Source organism: Streptomyces sp. CB03238 (assembly GCF_002099185.1).
Taxonomy (GTDB): domain Bacteria; phylum Actinomycetota; class Actinomycetes; order Streptomycetales; family Streptomycetaceae; genus Streptomyces.
In genome coordinates this window covers 131,375-146,476 of record NZ_NBCN01000003.1, presented here as the reverse complement: position 1 = coordinate 146,476, position 15,102 = coordinate 131,375, and the positions used below count along the sequence as shown (strand labels likewise).

At 72.7% G+C, this 15,102-nt stretch carries 10 protein-coding genes and 2 pseudogenes; 3 read left to right on the top strand and 9 right to left on the bottom strand.

Annotated features, from left to right (window positions below; all coding sequences use genetic code 11):
• Nucleotides 1-19: 19 nt before the first annotated feature.
• From BKD26_RS05680 to BKD26_RS05660, 5 genes are all read right to left on the bottom strand, one after another.
• The gene (locus BKD26_RS05680; protein ID WP_084896440.1) at nucleotides 20-1,396 is read right to left on the bottom strand and encodes a phosphotransferase; all 1,377 of its coding nucleotides are present in this window, start codon (nucleotides 1,394-1,396) and stop codon (nucleotides 20-22) included.
• The gene (locus BKD26_RS05675; RefSeq protein WP_241518554.1) at nucleotides 1,393-2,253 is read right to left on the bottom strand and encodes a methyltransferase; all 861 of its coding nucleotides are present in this window, start codon (nucleotides 2,251-2,253) and stop codon (nucleotides 1,393-1,395) included. Before BKD26_RS05675 ends, BKD26_RS05680 begins: the two co-directional genes overlap by 4 nt.
• A complete protein-coding gene (locus BKD26_RS05670; protein ID WP_084896436.1) occupies nucleotides 2,250-3,164 on the bottom strand; it encodes an NUDIX domain-containing protein in 915 nt (304 codons plus the stop codon). Before BKD26_RS05670 ends, BKD26_RS05675 begins: the two co-directional genes overlap by 4 nt.
• On the bottom strand, nucleotides 3,154-4,002 hold the full coding sequence (locus BKD26_RS41150; protein ID WP_084896433.1) for a hypothetical protein: 849 nt from the start codon (nucleotides 4,000-4,002) through the stop codon (nucleotides 3,154-3,156). Before BKD26_RS41150 ends, BKD26_RS05670 begins: the two co-directional genes overlap by 11 nt.
• A gap of 150 nt (nucleotides 4,003-4,152) precedes the next feature.
• The gene (locus BKD26_RS05660; RefSeq protein WP_084896431.1) at nucleotides 4,153-5,598 is read right to left on the bottom strand and encodes an FAD-dependent oxidoreductase; all 1,446 of its coding nucleotides are present in this window, start codon (nucleotides 5,596-5,598) and stop codon (nucleotides 4,153-4,155) included.
• A 573-nt stretch (nucleotides 5,599-6,171) separates the two neighbouring features.
• Here BKD26_RS05660 and BKD26_RS41145 point away from each other — a divergent pair.
• Nucleotides 6,172-6,450 carry a hypothetical protein gene (locus BKD26_RS41145; protein WP_241518553.1) on the top strand — a complete coding sequence of 93 codons (279 nt, stop codon included), beginning with the start codon at nucleotides 6,172-6,174 and terminating at the stop codon, nucleotides 6,448-6,450.
• Nucleotides 6,451-7,036: 586 nt separating this feature from the next.
• On the opposite strand, the gene BKD26_RS05650 is transcribed toward BKD26_RS41145, so the two are convergent.
• The 3 genes and pseudogenes from BKD26_RS05650 to BKD26_RS05645 form a co-directional block, all read right to left on the bottom strand.
• Nucleotides 7,037-8,341, bottom strand: coding sequence for a geranylgeranyl reductase family protein (locus BKD26_RS05650; RefSeq protein WP_084896427.1), 1,305 nt, complete (start codon nucleotides 8,339-8,341; stop codon nucleotides 7,037-7,039).
• 46 nt (nucleotides 8,342-8,387) lie between these two features.
• Nucleotides 8,388-8,921: an acyl carrier protein gene (locus tag BKD26_RS41140; protein ID WP_241518567.1), complete on the bottom strand. Its 534-nt coding sequence runs from the start codon at nucleotides 8,919-8,921 to the stop codon at nucleotides 8,388-8,390.
• Between the two features lie 51 nt (nucleotides 8,922-8,972).
• Nucleotides 8,973-12,728, bottom strand: a pseudogene (locus tag BKD26_RS05645) (SDR family NAD(P)-dependent oxidoreductase); the annotation flags it as partial.
• 110 nt (nucleotides 12,729-12,838) lie between these two features.
• Here BKD26_RS05645 and BKD26_RS41960 point away from each other — a divergent pair.
• Complete coding sequence (locus tag BKD26_RS41960; protein WP_277622356.1) at nucleotides 12,839-13,036, top strand: hypothetical protein; 198 nt, start codon at nucleotides 12,839-12,841, stop codon at nucleotides 13,034-13,036.
• Between the two features lie 516 nt (nucleotides 13,037-13,552).
• Complete coding sequence (locus tag BKD26_RS41135) at nucleotides 13,553-13,819, top strand: hypothetical protein (protein ID WP_241518574.1); 267 nt, start codon at nucleotides 13,553-13,555, stop codon at nucleotides 13,817-13,819.
• Nucleotides 13,820-14,055: 236 nt separating this feature from the next.
• Here BKD26_RS41135 and BKD26_RS05630 read toward each other — a convergent pair.
• A pseudogene (locus BKD26_RS05630) lies at nucleotides 14,056-14,835 on the bottom strand (polyketide synthase); the annotation flags it as partial.
• Between the last annotated feature and the right edge of the window lie 267 nt (nucleotides 14,836-15,102).

Sequence of the window (15,102 nt, the reverse complement as noted above, 5' to 3'; positions counted from 1 at the left end):
GCGGTGGACGATGTGCTGGTCACGGGCGGCCCGTGGTGCGGAGGCGGCCCAGGGTGCGGTGGCCGCGTTCGACGAGTTCCGGGTCGCCGCGGGCGGCGCCGTACTGGATGGCGGAGAGGGCGTCCAGTACGGCCAGAACGGCGAGGTGGTCCTCCTCGCCCGGCGTGAACGGGCGGCCGTAGCCGTCCATCACGGCCTCATACAGGTCCGGCCGACCGGCCCAGGCGTCGGACAGGCGCACGAAGTCCCGCACGGCCGGGCCTTCTTCACTGCGCTCGAAGTCGATCACGTACAGGGTTCCGGTGGCCTCGTCCCAGCGCAGATTCCGTAGCTGGAAGTCGCCGTGCGTGGGCCCTGTCTCCAGGGCCGGCAACCCTGTGCCCTTCGCCGCCATCGCCCGGATGAACTCCTCGTCTTCGCGAGCGAGGTGAGGGCGAGCGGCGTCGAGGTGCCGCTCCCACTTCCCCAGGGGCAGGGTGTCGCCGGTGGCCGGCCGGGCCGGGACGCTGCGGTGGATCGACGCCGCGAGCTGCCCGATGCGATGGAAGATCCGCCGCTGTTCTGCGGGCGGGTGGACGGTGCCGTGCAGGGAGCGGCCGGGTACCGCGGTGATGACGACGGCTCGCAGTGCGCCGTCCGCGGCCACCAGGCGGGGCGCGGCTGCACCCAGGTCCGGGACCCAGCTGCGGTACGCGGATACCTCCCGCTGGTGGAAGCGCGCGTTCTGGTGGACCTTGACGAACCACACCCCGTCCTCGGCGCGAGCTCGCCACACCCGGCTGCCCTCGCGCGCCCAGGAGACGTCCGTCCAGTTGGTGATGCGCCCGACAGCCCGCTCGGTGAACTCCCGTACCGAAGAATCCGGCCCGACGGTGCCGGCGGCGGGGACGGGGTGGCACCGGTCGAGGGCCGGGTCGTAGGCGATCGGGTCGCCGGGCTGCTGGAAGTGCACGGCCATCACCCGGCCGGCCCGGTAAGTGTCCAGGCCGGCCCGGCAGTAGGCGACCATCGGCTCCGGCAGAGCGTCGAAGCCGAACCAGCCCATCGCGTCACAGACGGCCGCCTCCCGGATGCCGGGGGTACCCTGCCAGGTGCGGACCTCGAAGAACATCCCGGTCCTGGCCCCGCCACCGGGGCTGCGGTGGTGCACGGTGACCGCGAAGCGGACCTCCGCCGGGTCGATGACGACGCCGGTCTCCTCGTACGCCTCGCGGATCAGCGCGGTGATGACGTCCTCGTGCGGGCCGTCGAGGTGTCCGGAGGGCAGGTGCCACATGCCCGAGGCGTAGACGCCCCCGGCGCGGCGGGACAGCAGGACCTCGGGGCCGGCGGCGCCGTCACGGCGCAGGATCAGATGGACGTCGACCGGCTCCCGGTGCCGCTGCGGGGCGCTCACGACGCGGCCTTGGGCCGGCGGGCCAACAGGACGGTGAACACCGCTTCTTCACGCAGTGTCCCGCCGCGGTCGTACGTGTCGAGCAGTTGGCGGGCCTCTGCCTCGAATGCCTTATGCCGGTCGGCGAAGAGGTGGGGCAGGGCGAAGCTCGTGTTGCGGAGATGGCCGACGACGCGGTCGGGTGTCCAGGCGTGGGCGATGGGGAAGCGGTGCTTGCTCACGTCGCTGAACGCCGAGGCGGTGAGGTCGTCCTCGTAGGTGCGGTCGGGCTCGATGTAGGTGCCGCGGGTGCCCGCATGGCGGCCGGGACCGAGGTGGGTCTGGATCAGCTCGCGCAACGCGATGGTCCACTCGGCGTCGCGGGTCCAGAGGCTCCCGTCGCCCGTGATCACAACAGCGGCGTGCGGCGAGGTCACCCGGTCGGCCATGGCCAGGACCCCTGGGCGGTCCATCCAGTGGAACGCCCGGCAGCAGGTGACCAGGCCAGGGCGCCGCTCCGGCTTCCGGGGGGCGAAGGTGTGGGCCTCGCCGGCGTACGCGGAGACGGTGCATTTTTTGAGAAGCGGTTCCAGCTCGTTCATCGCCCGGTCGAGGACGAGGTCCACGTGCGTCAGGCGTGGCACGGCGGGCAGCAGCGCGAGCGGCACCTGGCCGGTGCCGGTTCCTGGGTCCGACAGGACCGGCGCGGGCACTCCGGGCAGGGCGGCGTCGAGCAGGCGGACGGCGGCGTCCGGCATGCCTGGGCGGTAGCGGGCACACTCGCCGGCCGCCGTACCGAACAGCGCCTCGCCCGAGGGGTCTGGGCCGCTGCACGGTTCGTCGGAGCGGGTGGGCACGGCAGGCGGTTCGACGTTCACGTCCATCCCATCTCGGAGTACGAGCGGCCGGCGCGGATACCGTTGATGGCCGTACGGGTGTAGGGCACCATCGGCTCCGGCAGGCCGTCGAGCGGCCACCACTCCCAGCGGACGCACCGGTCCGGTTCGCGTACCTCCGGCTCTCCGCACCACGCCGTCGCCCGGAAGAAGAGCTGGATGCGGGGCTCGGTGCCTGCGTCGTCGCGAAGGTGGACGGTGTGCACCAGGTCCAAGTCCTCCGGTCTGATGACGAGGCCCGCCTCCTCGGCGGCCTCCCTTACCAGGCAGGAGCGGACCGACTCCCTCTCGACATGTCCGGCGAGCGCGTGCCATTCCTCGGCGGCGAACGCGACGTCGGGATGGCGCAGTCCGAGCAGGGTGCGTCCGTCGCGCTCCAGATAGAGGTGGGCGCCGATCACGTTCCTCACGGCCCCCGCGCCGCCCTGCGATGCCCCGGGCCGCTGCTCGGGTACCGGCGAGATCGCGGAGAGGGGGTTCTTCGCATGGTGGGCGAGGATCGCCTCGTACGCCCATGGGCACATGGAGAGGTGGGCCATGGTGTCCACGTCGAACCAGCGGAACATGATGCCTTCGGTGACGGGCAACCGGTCGGCGTCGCCGTCCCACCGGCCCTCGTAGACCTGGATCCGGCCCTCGGTGACGTGGGGGCCCGAGGCACCCACCGTGGTGAAGAGCGCCAGGCCGGGGATGACGAGTCCGGCCTCCTCGTGGAGCTCGCGGACGATCGCCTCGTCCGGCGTCTCCTGTCCCTCGGGACCTCCCCCGATCAGCGACCATGTGCCCGGATCGCAGATCGGCTTGTTCGCATCCCGCAGGTGCAGCAGGTACTGTCCGCGGCTGTTGGTGAGGATCACGGCGGTGCTGGTGGCCGTGGCGGGATCAGTGTGCATGGCTGTCGCCTTTCTTGAAGAGCGGGTCAAGCTCGCCGGTCGCCCCCGTACCGGTGTGCGAGGAGTCGGTCAGCGTCCAGGACAGGGCGCCGCAGCGGGGATGCAAAGGCGTGGCGGCCGAATGGGGCCGGTGGCGGTTCGCCGGCCGGCTCGCGGAGGCAGGCTCACCACAGTCCGACCCTTCGAGCAGCACCTCGGCCGGGGCGAGCTCCGGCGTTTCTCGGCCGGTGAGCGGTTCACCGGCTCGCCCTGGGTCTTCGCCGGCGGCCAATGAGGAACTTTGGCGTCCTGCTTGGACTCGCGTGTGCCCGCTGTGCTCAACTGCGGTCCTCCATCCCTGATCTCTGTGCGTGTGCGTGACGACACCGAGGTCAACGACGTGGACCCCGATATCGAACACGCGTGTTTGAGACGATGCCGAAACCCCGAGATGGAGCGCTCGACGTCGCATGTAGGGCCCACGGATCCTCGTTCGGCCCGGACGCCCACCGATCCACTGGTGGCCGACACGCCGACGTTGGATACGCGTGTGACGCTTGGGTTTTCGGGCCCAGGGGGAAGCGGGGAGGCACTCCGCGACCCGGTCGGTGCCGGTGAGGTGTTCATCATCGGTGGCGACGACCACGCCGACGAGGCACTTCGCCTCCAGGCAGCGGCCCTGGTGGACGAGCCACAGCAGCGGCCTGCCCTGGCTGAGTGCCGCAGTGGCGGCAAGTATCTCGGCCCGGGCCAGATGGATGTAGGTGCCGACGGCGGCGCCGTCGGCGAGGACGTAGAAGTAGTGACCGGTGATCTCGTAACGCGTCAGACGCTTGCCGACCGGGGGCTTGCCCAGCACGCGCCCGCCTCGTAGTGGGCCTGCTGTTCCTCGGGCGACCCTGGTGCGACCGTGTCCGCCTTGAGGCGGTGGCACCGCTGGTGAGAGGCATACTCCGGCCGGCCGAGAAGGCACCGCTCTGTCAGGAGAGCCGGCTGGCTCGGGAGGCGTTCACCGGCCGGGGCTTTCCCGGACCGCCAGGCGGTCGAGGTGGCTCTGGACGAGTTTCGCGAGTGCGGGTCCGTGTTCGTAGCCGAGCGGCGCGAGTTCTGGGGGGAGGACGTAGCCGTCCGGCATGCGTGCGTACGTCTGCTCCATGAGCTGCCGGTAGGCGTCGGTGAGCAGGCCGGGCCAGTCGCCGGTGAGGGGCGGGCGCATGCGGGACTCGGCAGCGAGGGCGGCGTGATGAGCCGCTGCCTCCTCGATGGCGTCGGCGGCCGTCCGGTCGGCGATCGGCTTCCGGCCTGGCTGCCAGGGGACGAGCCAGGGGCTCGGGGTGCCGTGGAGGATCTCGGTGGCGAGCTCCTGGGCGATCAGCGGGGAGGCGTGCAGGCCGTCGCGGTGCGTGCCGGTGGCCACCCACAGGCCCGGGCGCCCCGCGTTCCCCAGGAGCGGGTGTCCGTCGAGTCCCACCGGGCGGTTGCCGTGGTGGACCCGGTCGATCCTGGCGCCCGTCAGACCGTGGTGCAGTTGGCCGAGACTCGCGTCGAGGAGGAAGCGCAGCGCACCGGCGGTCGGTGCGTCGCCGGGCCGAAGGACCGGTGCTGCGGAGGCACCGAGGTACCAGGTGCCGTCGGCCTGTGGGACGGCGTGGAGCCCGCAGGCGTACGCGCGGTTGGGCGTGCGTAACACCACCGGGGGCACGGGGCCGGTGGGGCGGAGGGCGACGGCGGTGCCTTCGGCCGCGACCACCGGCAGGACGGGCAGTTCCGGGTCGACACGGTCCAGGAGTGCGCCGGACCACGCACCGGCCGCCACGACCACCCGGCTCGCCCTGAACTTACCCTTGCGGGTGATGAGTTCGTACGCGCTACCCAGGGCGCGAAGCCGGCCGGCCCCGGTGTGGTGCACGTTCGGCAGCGCCCGGAGCGCCGCGTCCAGAGCCTGCAGCCAGCGCCGTGCGTCCAGGAACCTTTCCTGGGGCAGGAAGACGGCCCGCAGCGCCCGGTCGTTGACCAGCGGCCGGTACGCAGGGATGGCAGAGGCGGCGCTTTCCTCGACGGGGAGCCCGTAGCGGGCGCCGGCCACACGCATGGCCTCGAGCGCCGACTCGTCCAGCGGTCCGGACGCCGCGTTCACCAGGATGTACGTCCCCGCCCCGTACCCGTCCGCCGGCGCTGCGGCCCCGGCCCGTTCCCGTATGCCCTCGCGCCAGGCGGGCCATCGAGCGGCGGCTTCCACAGCCATCGTCAGGCGCAGTTCACCGTGCCGGGTCCGCAGACCGGACGCCGTCACCTCGCCCAACACTCCGAGCATGGCGCCGGCTGCCTCCGAGGCGCCGGGACCGCGCTGCCCCGACACCACGATCCGCAGCTCCGGCTCGGCACACGCCAGCGCGTACGCGATCGACCTGCCCAGCACCCCCGCGCCCACAACCACGACGTCGACGTCCGCCACAGAGTCCCCTCACATACGCATCACATACGCATCGCCTCACAGGCTTCCCCTGGCATGTCGGGCCACACACCTGCCGCAAGGTCTCGGTCCCACGGCCACGTGCCGGAAAGGCACTCGATGCGCGAACGCGCCCAGCCGCTGGTCGATCCCGAAAATTGTCGAACAGAAGGCGGTGTCCGCGGCGAGGAGCCGGATGGCCCGCTTGACCAGTGGGAGCGCTGCCCGCAGCCGCTTGTTGTAGCGGTGGTCCGCCGACGCACCGGGTTCCTCGGATCTCGTCGTCGATCTTCACGTAGAGTGCGGTCAAGAGGGTGCTCAGGTCGGTTGTCACAACCGGATCTTGAACACCCTCTTTCTTGCGTGCAGCCAGACTTCGGAACTGACTCTTAATGGTTGACGGTGGGATGGGCTACGGGAATGGTCGAAGGAGTCTGGAAGGCCGGGGAGATGCCGTTTCACGACGGGCTGTACCGGGCGGACGACACTGGCTTGGAGTTGCATGTCGAGGGTCCGGGGGCGTACCACCCTGATGCTGGTCAGCCGGTCCCCTTCCGTATCGGAGGACCATTCGATGTGGCCCAGGCCATTGAGGAGCACGGCGTCGACGGGGTGGACACCTACTTCGAGAGCCCGCTACCGGATGGAGCAGGGTGGATGTCCGGCGGGGGCGGCGGGATGGGCAACATCGGCTACCTCGCCCGTCTCAACACCGACCGCTCGTTGCAGTGGGTCGCCGTGATGTTCCACTCCAACCCGTTCGTCGGAGTGCACTACGAGGGTACGAGCACGGTGTTCACCAATGACTGGGGGAACCGGCTGGTGCTCGACCTTACGAGCTCCGCTCTTGGCTGACCCCGCCCGTGCCCACGATGGTGAGTCTTCCTTTCACGGTGATCGGCCGGAGAGACGTGAACACCCTCGTTCCGTGCCCGGAGGGCGGACCGCCGCGCACCACGCCGCAATCGGGCCCGTCCATTCCGCCACGCCGGCTCTGCCGCGACGCGGCCGTAAACGGCGACCCGGGGCGGTGAGCGGACGGACTTGGCCGCAGCCGTGGCAGGCCAGGGCGGCGACGGGAACGCCGGCGTCGGTGAGTGCGGCGATCCGCGCGACCCGAGCTTCCGTCGGATGGTTCCGCGGCGACGTCCGGTTGGGCCGCCACCGCGGGAGCGATCGTCGTCGTGAGCACGAGGGCCACGGCACATGCGCGGCGGATCAAGGAAGCTCTCCTGGCTTCGGTCTTGGCCGCGCACCGAGCGGAGTCACCCATCCGTGTGGCCGGGCCGAGTGTGGTGCCCGGCCGGCGGTGTGAGTCGGTCGTTCTCGAGTGCCGTGGCCGGCTTCGCGTCGCTCAGTGTCGCGGGGAGGGAGCGGCTGTGGCGGATGTTGTCGCGGGAGCGGCAGCCGGCCGGCCGCAGCGCCCGTGCGGCACAGTGCGCTATGGGCAGGAGGTCGCTGCGGGTGGCCTGGTGGCGTGTTGGTCCGGGAGTGGCCCGAGTGTGGTGGCAGGCCGGGGCGGAAGTCGGGTTCCCAGCGCGGCGGCGGCGCGCGCGATCGGTGTGGTCATGATCCCGGCGACGCTGGTGCGGCCGGCGATGTAGGCGTCGAGACGGCGCCATGCCGGAGGCAGGCGGGTCAGGGCGGTGTGGACGAGGCCGGGGTTGCGGGTGAAGAGGTTCATCAGCGTGCCGCTGGCGCGCATTTCGACGCCGAGGACGTCGTCGACCTGCCGTCCGTAGTGGCCGGCGGCGGTGTTCGCCTCCGCCTCGCCGGCGGCGGTGTTCGCCTCCGCCTCGCCGGCGGCGGTGACGAGACGGGCGGCGGCGTGACCCGCGAGGTCTCCTGAGCGCAGCGCGTAGGAGATGCCTTCCCGGGACCAGTGGTCGACGAGAGCGGCGGCGTCACCGGCGACGAGCACGCGCCCGCGGGCCAGGGGGGAGTCGGGGCGGCGGCACCGGGTCAGGTGGCCGGTGTCGTGGAGGGGGCGGGGGCCGAGAAGTCCGTGGCGTGCGAGGAAGTCGTCCTTGTAGGCGCGCAGGGCGGCGGGGTTGCCACGGGCGGCCACCACCCCGGCGGTGCAGACGTCCCCTTTGGGGAAGACCCAGCCGAAGGAGCCCGGCAGCGGACCCCACTCCATCAGGACACGGCCCCGCCATCGGTCGGCCGTCCGTTCGTCGACGGGCACTTCCGCCTCCAGGGCGAGGTCGACCTGGGCGCACCGCACTCCCACGTACCGGGCGACTCTGCCGGCGCTGCCGTCGGCGCCGACGACGGCCCGGGCGCGGAGCGTGTCACCGCGGTTGGTCGTCACCGTGACGGTGTCGCCCTGTTGCTCCAGGGCGGACAGCGCGGTGCTGTCCCGGACCGTCGCTCCCGCCGCCGCGGCGGCTTCGGTCAGCGCCGCGTCGAGTTCGCTGCGGTAGACCATGGCGATGGTCGGGGAACCGGAGGCGAGCGTGCGTTCTCCGCGGCCGTTGAGGGCGAAGGTGAACTGCCGGGCGGTGTCGTAGACCTTCAGCGGCAGGCCGGGAGGCAGGGCGGCGAGGGACGCTCCGATGAGGCCGCCGCCGCAGGTCTTGTAGCGGGGGATGGCGGCGCGCTCCAGCAGCAGCGTCTCACAGCCGTTCTCGGCGGCGACGCGGGCGGCGGTGGCGCCGGCCGGTCCGGCGCCGATGACGATCACGTCCCAGGTGCTGCCGGGCGTGCGGATGGGGGCGGGAGGAGGAGGTGAGGGAGGGGGCATACGAAGGTCACCTAGCTTCGGGCGGAACTGGGCGGGTGGGGGATCGTCAGCTGGGGACGGCCGACGAGGCGGCGGCCGGTTCCGTCCCGGGACGCGCGGCGTCCTGGCGCTGTTCGGGGTCGAGGCGGGCCAGGAGGTAGCGGGTGAGCGCGGAGGCCGTCGGGTGGGTCCACATCACCGTGGTCGGGATGTCGAGGGTCAGTTCGCGTTGCAGGCGGTTGCGCAGGGCGATGGCCATGAGCGAGTCCAGGCCGAGGGTGACCAGGGACGTGTTGGCGTCGAACCGGTCGGTTCCCAGCCGCAGCACCGCGGCGATGTGCTCGACGACCTGGGGCTGGAGGATCCGCTGACGCTGCTGGGGACAGTCCGTCTCCCGCAGGGATTCCAGCAGGGCACTGCGAGTGCCGGCGGAGTCCGCGCCCGCTGCCGAAGCGGCCAGTTCGGCGAAGAAGGCGGTGCGGGCGGTGGCGGGGCAGGACTCCAGCCACCGCGCCAGGTCGACGGGCGTGTAAGCGGTGCGGTCGCGGTCGTGGGCGAGGATGCGCTCCAGGGCGGCGATGCCCTCCGCAGGCGTGATCATGGCGTAGCCGCGTTCCGCCATCCCGGCGCCGCGGCCCACTTCCGCCCACGGCCCCCAGTTGACGCAGGTGGCCGGCAGCCCCTGGGCCCGGCGCCAGGAGGTGAACTCGTCCAGCCAGGCGTTGGCGGCCGCGTAGGCGCCCTGCCCGGGGTTGCCGAGGAGGGAGGCGGCGGAGGAGAAGGTGACCCACCAGTCCAGCACCTGGCCGCCCGTGGCGTGGTGGAGCAACCAGGCACCGGTCGCCTTGGGGCGCCAGACCTTCTCCAGGAGGGCGGGCGAGAGGTTGGCGACGGTGGCGTCCTCGACGACGGCCGCGGCGTGGACGACGCCGCGCAGCGGGTGGCCCGTGTCCAGGGCGGCCCGTACGAGGGTGTCGGCGACGCCCGGCTCGGCGAGGTCCCCGCGCACGACCTCGACGCGGGTGCCGAAGCCGGCGGTGATGGCGTCGAGGGCGGTTCGGGTGGCCGGGGTGGGGGCGCCGCGGGAGGTGAGCACGACGGCCGCGGCGCCTCGTTCGGCCAGCCACCGGGCGACCAGGAGCCCCAGTCCGCCGAGCCCGCCGGTGACCAGGTAGCTCGCGTCGGGCCGTACGACGGGGACGTCCTCCGGTCGCACGGGCAGGGTGTCGGTGCCCTCGGCGGGCCAGGTGAGGACGAGTTTGCCGGTGTGCCGGGCGGAGGCCATGGTGTGGAAGGCCGAGGCCGCCTCGGTGACGGGGTGTTCGGTGACGGGCAGCAGCGGAAGGGTGCCGTCCGCGAGCATGCCGGTCAGGTCGCGGTAGCCCTCGGCGAGCAGTTCCGGGTCCTGCTGCATCATCATCAGCACGTCGACGCCGGCGAAGGTGACGTTGCGGCGGAAGGGCAGCAGACCCAGACGGGTGTTGGCGTAGATGTCCCGCTTGCCGAGTTCGAGGAACCGGCCCCGGTGCGCCAGCAGGTCGAGACCGGCGGACTGGGCGGGACCGGTGAGGGAGTTGAGTACGACGTCGACGCCGCGGCCGCCGGTGAGGTCGCGCACCTGGTCGGCGAAGTCCAGGGTCCGGGAGTCCATGACGTGCCGGACGCCCAGGCCACGCAGGTACGCCCGCTTGGCCTCGCTGCCCGCGGTGGCCAGCACTTCCGCGCCGCAGGCCCGCGCCAGGTTCAGCGCGGCCAGACCGGTGCCGCCGCTCGCCGAGTGGATGAGCACCTTCTCCCCGCGCCGGAGCCGGGCCAGGTGCCGCAGGGCGTACCAGGCGGTCAGGTAGGCGCACGGGAGGCCGGCCGCGTCCTGCGTGCTCACCCCGTCCGGCACCGGGAGGAGGCAGTCGGCGCGTACGGTCGCGAAGGAGGACATGACGGCGGACTGGGCCCCCTCCACGAACATCGCGGCGACCCGGTCGCCCTCCCGTACGTCCCGGACGCCGTCGCCGACGGCGGTGATGACGCCCGCGCCGTCGAACGCGCAGACGTCCGGGCGCTCCTCACCCGCGCTGAATCGCTGGTAGACGCCCATGGCCTGGAGCACGTTGATGAAGTTGACGCTGGTGGCGTCGGTCCGGACCTCCACCTCGCCCGGCCCGGGCCGGCGGCGGGACTGGGCGACGAGCTCGAAGGAGTCCAGGTCACCGGGGCGCGCGAGGTGCAGGGCCACCCGGGCGCGGGCGCGGTCGACGGTGGTCCGGCGGCGCTCCCGCTCGTCCAGCGGGGCGTTGCGCAGCCGCGCCAGGTGACGTGTCCCGTGCCGGTAGGCGATCTCGTCCTGCTCGGCGGGGCAGGACAGCAGCTCGGCGGCCACGTCCATGACCGGTGTCCGCGGGTCGATGTCCAGGACGCTGGGCCGCAGTTCGGGGTGCTCGTAGCTCAGGACCCGTACCAGCCCGCGCAGACCGGCTTGTCCCAGGTCCGGCCGGTCCTCGGGTGTGACCTGTTGCGCGGCGGCGGTGACGGTCCACAGACGCGGCGCCGCTTCGCCGTCCGCGGTCTGCGCCAGCGCGCGGGCCGTTTCCACCAGGCGGGCGACCTGCTCCCGGGCCCGGCGATCGGGCGACGCACCCCCGGACGCCGGCAGGTACACCACCGCCTGCGGCGCCGGCATGACAGGCGCGGTGCCGTCCGCCGGGGTGAGTGTACGGACGTCCACCGCCACGCCCCGATCCGCCAGGGCCTCGCCCAGCTCGGTCGCGTACGTCTCGCGCCCCGGTTCCGCCAAGAGGATCCAGCTACCGGTCGCCGGTTGCGGGGCTGGGCGCTCGCAGGGCTCCCAGGACCCCCGGAGCAGACGGCTGGCGAAGCGCTCCTCGGCGCTCTCGGCGGGTACGTGGCGGAACTCCACCCCGGTGGCGTCGGCGACCACGGCCCCGTCGTCGGCCCACAGCCGGAAGTCCGCCGTGTACCGGTCGCCGTCCAACAGCCGGAGTGTGACCAGGCAGTAGCCGCTGAGCGGGACCGCTCCGTACAGCCGCAGCGCCTCGATGCGCCGGGGCAGGATGCCGCCGGCGGGCACGGCGCCGGTGCGCAGTACGGCGCCCCCGACGGCCTGCAGGCAGGTGTCCAGCGCGACGGGATGGCAGTGGAGCGCCTGCGCCCCCGCCCGGCCTCCGTCGGGTACCCGAAGACGGGCCAGGAGGCGGGTGCCCGCACGGTCCGCCGGTGTCCCGTCCGCGTACAGGGCCTGCAGGCCGAGGAACGGCGGGCCGTGGTGCACGCCGCGCTCCTCCCGCAGCTGGCGGTAGATGGCCGACGCGTCCACGGCATGGGGGAACTCCGCCAGCAGGTGCTGCGGATCACATCCCTGCGGGAGGGGCCCGCCTTCGGGCAGGAGGTGCAGGCCCGCCTGGGCGTGCTGGACGGACGTACCGTCGGAAGCCGTACTGACCACCCGCCAGCGCGCCGTGCCGGGGCCGGCCGTCTCGGCGGTGGCGGTGACGGAAGTGCCGTCGGACGCCGGCAGCAGCAGCCGTTCCAGGTCGATGCCGGTGACCCGCAGGCGTTCCGGGCCGGTGGCGTACAGGTCGGCGGCGGCGGCGACGGCCATTTCGCACAGGGCGGCACCGGGCACCACGACGACGTCGTCGACGCGGTGCGCGTCCAGCCAGGGCAGCGTCGTCGGGGTGATGCGGGTCTGCCACAGGTGGCGGCCCTCGCCGTCGGGGTCCGCGGTGTGCGGTCCGGTGAGCGGGTGCGCGGCGGGCGAGGAGTGAGCCCCGGACGACTGCCGCAGCGGGGACGGATCGACGACGTACCGCGTGCGCTCCCAGGTGGTCGGCGGTACGTCGGCCAGGGCGCCGTCTCCGTAGCGGCCGGCCCAGTCCAGCGGGTGCCCGGCGCAGTGCAGCGCCGCCACGTGGGTGTGGAACGCCAGCGCGTCGTCGGTGTCGCGCAGCAGGGACGGCACGACCGCGGTGTCGGTGTGGCCGTGCGCGGCGAGCGTGGCCTGCACCGGACCGGCCAGCACCGGATGGGGGCCGATCTCCACGAACAGCCGGTGACCGTCCTCGGCCGCGGCCCGCACCGCGTCGGCGAAGCGCACCACCCGGCGGAGGTTGTCCGACCAGTAGGCGGCGTCGAAGGCGGCGTGCTCGCGCGGGTCGTCGGTGACGGTGCTGTAGAAGACCGCTGTCGGCTGCCTGCCGGTGACGTCGCCGAGCGCGTCGGCGAGGTCGGGCAGGATCGGGTCCATGTGGGCGGTGTGCGAGGCGACGTCCACCTCGATCACGCGGATTCCCACGCCGCGGGCGTCCCACTCCTCGGCGAGACGGCGGATACGGTCGGCGTCCCCGCCGATGACGGTGTTCTCCGGCGATGCGACGACCGCGACGGTCACCCCCCCGCACGTCCTCTTCCGCCAGCAGCCGTTCGACCTCGGTACGGCTCAGGGCGACCGAGGCCATCAGGCCCTGCCCGGCGGTCCGCAGGATCAGGCGCGACCGTCGGCAGATGACCCGTACTCCGTCCCGTACGCTCAACGCGCCCGCGGCCACGGCGGCGGCCACCTCTCCCATGGAGTGGCCGATCACGGCCGCCGGTTCGACGCCGTGGGACCGCCACATCGCCGCCAGACCCAACTGGATGGCGAAGATCACCGGCTGTACCCGGTCGAACCCGGTCACCACCTCGGGGCGGCGCAGGGTCTGACGCAGCGAGAAGCCGGACTCCTCGGCCACCAGCGGTTCGAGTTCGTCGATGACCCGGGTGAACTCCCTGTCATGATCCAGCAGTTGCCGGCACATACCCGCCCACTGCGAGCCGTGCCCCGAGAAGACCCACACCACGCCCTGTCCGGCGTCCGGCACCGCCCTGCCGGTCGCCACCCCGGCGGAAGGCGCGGTCCCGGCCGCCAGTTCCTCCAGCCGTGCCACCAGCTCCGGCCGCTCGGCGGCGACGACGGCGGCCCGCTCCCGGGCGGGGGAGCGACGCACGCCCAGCGTGTGCGCCACATCGCCCAGCGGGACCTGTGACCCCTCTGCCCTCAGCCACTGGGCCAGGCGGCCGGCCGCGGACCGCAGGGCCACGGGTGTGCCGGCGGACAGCGGGAACACGCGCGGCGCTTCGTCGCCCCGGGGCTGGCGGGAGCCGCCGGGCGTCACCGGAGGGGCGGTGCGCCGGGCGGGGGAGGGCGCGGGAGGCTGCTCCAGCACGACGTGCACGTTGGTGCCGCTGATACCGAAGGAGGACACCGCGGCCAGCCGGGATCCGTCCCGCACCGGCCACTCGGTCGTGTCGGTGGGCACGAACAGCCGGGTGCCGCCGGCGTCGATCTGCGGGTTCCAGTCCCGGAAGTGCAGGCTGGCCGGCACCATGCCGTGGCGCAGGGACGCGATGGCCTTCAGCAGACCCGCCACGCCCGACACCGGTTCGGTGTGGCCGATGTTCGTCTTCACCGAACCCAGCGCGCACCGGTCGCGGCCCTTGCCGTAGACCGCGGCCACCGCCGCGAACTCGATGGGGTCGCCCACCGCCGTGCCCGGGCCGTGCGCCTCCACCATGCCGACGTCACCGGCCTCGACACCCGCGCGCTCCAGCGCCAGACGGTAGAGGTCGATCTGCGCGGGCTCCGAGGGCGCGCTCAGCCGGGTGCCCCGCCCGTTCTGGTTGACCGCCGTGCCGCGCAGCAGCGCGAGCACCCGGTCCCCGTCCCGTACCGCGTCCGAAAGACGCTTGAGTACGACGACGCCGCAGCCCTCTCCGCGTACGTAACCGTCGGCGGCGGCGTCGAAGGCGTGGCAGCGGCCGGTGGGGGAGAACACGCCCCACAGCGCGGGGGCGATGACCCCCTCGGGCCCCAGGGTCAGCATGGCGGCCCCGGCCAGGGCGACGTCCGACTCGCCGGTCCGCAGACTCTGGCAGGCGGAGTGCACGGCGACCAGTCCGGAAGCGCAGGCGCTCTCCACGACGACCTGAGGACCCCTGAGGTTCAGCATGAACCCCACGCGGCCGGGACCGATGCTGTCGAAACCGGTGTACATCGCATAGGCGTTGACCTCTTCGAGAGGCCGCTGCACACGCAGCATGTAGTCCTTCTGGTACACCCCGAAGAACATGCCCGTCGGCGTGCCCGACAGCCGCTGGGCCGGAATCCCGGCGTGCTCGATGGCCTCCCAGACCACTTCGGACAGCAACCGGTGCTCCGGATCCACCCAGGGTGCCTCCTGCGCGTTGATCCCGAAGAACTCCGGCTCGTACGCGTACACGTCGTCGTCCAGGAAGCAGCCGTAGCGCAGCCGGGCCGCGACCTGAGCCGGAAGGCCGGCCAGCTCCGCCTACTCCCACCGCTCACCGGGCACCTCGCGCACCGTCTCCCGACGCGCCATCAACAACCGCCACAGCGAGGTGAGGGAGCGGACCTCACCGGGGAACCGGCAGGCGGCTCCGACGACCGCGACCGGCTCGTCCTGACCCGCACCGGGCTCATCGATGCCGGGTTGTGCGTGCATGGGGGTCCGTCCTTCACCACGAGGAAACCGGGAGGCGGCCGGGCTTCCGGCACGCTCTGCGCCACGCCTTTTTCCGATCGAATCCTGCGAGGCACTGGCCATTCCGGCATGTCACTGGGCATAGGCCAAGGACATACGCGCTGCGAGCGGTAGCGCGTTGGGGAATACCCGCACCCCAACGCACCGGGTTCAACCGCTTGGGCGGGCTCTTAGCGGATCATCGGCGTCCATGGGCGGGGCAGCGGCCTGGTGGCTACTCAGGGTGAT

Bases quoted from the DNA above. Each gene is read 5' to 3' on its own strand.
- BKD26_RS05650 (WP_084896427.1), bottom strand. From the start codon at position 8,341: ATGCCCCCTCCCTCACCTCCTCCTCCCGCCCCCATCCGCACGCCCGGC.
- BKD26_RS41960 (WP_277622356.1), top strand. From the start codon at position 12,839: ATGACCCGTACTCCGTCCCGTACGCTCAACGCGCCCGCGGCCACGGCG.
- BKD26_RS05670 (WP_084896436.1), bottom strand. From the start codon at position 3,164: ATGCACACTGATCCCGCCACGGCCACCAGCACCGCCGTGATCCTCACC.
- BKD26_RS41140 (WP_241518567.1), bottom strand. From the start codon at position 8,921: ATGATCACGCCTGCGGAGGGCATCGCCGCCCTGGAGCGCATCCTCGCC.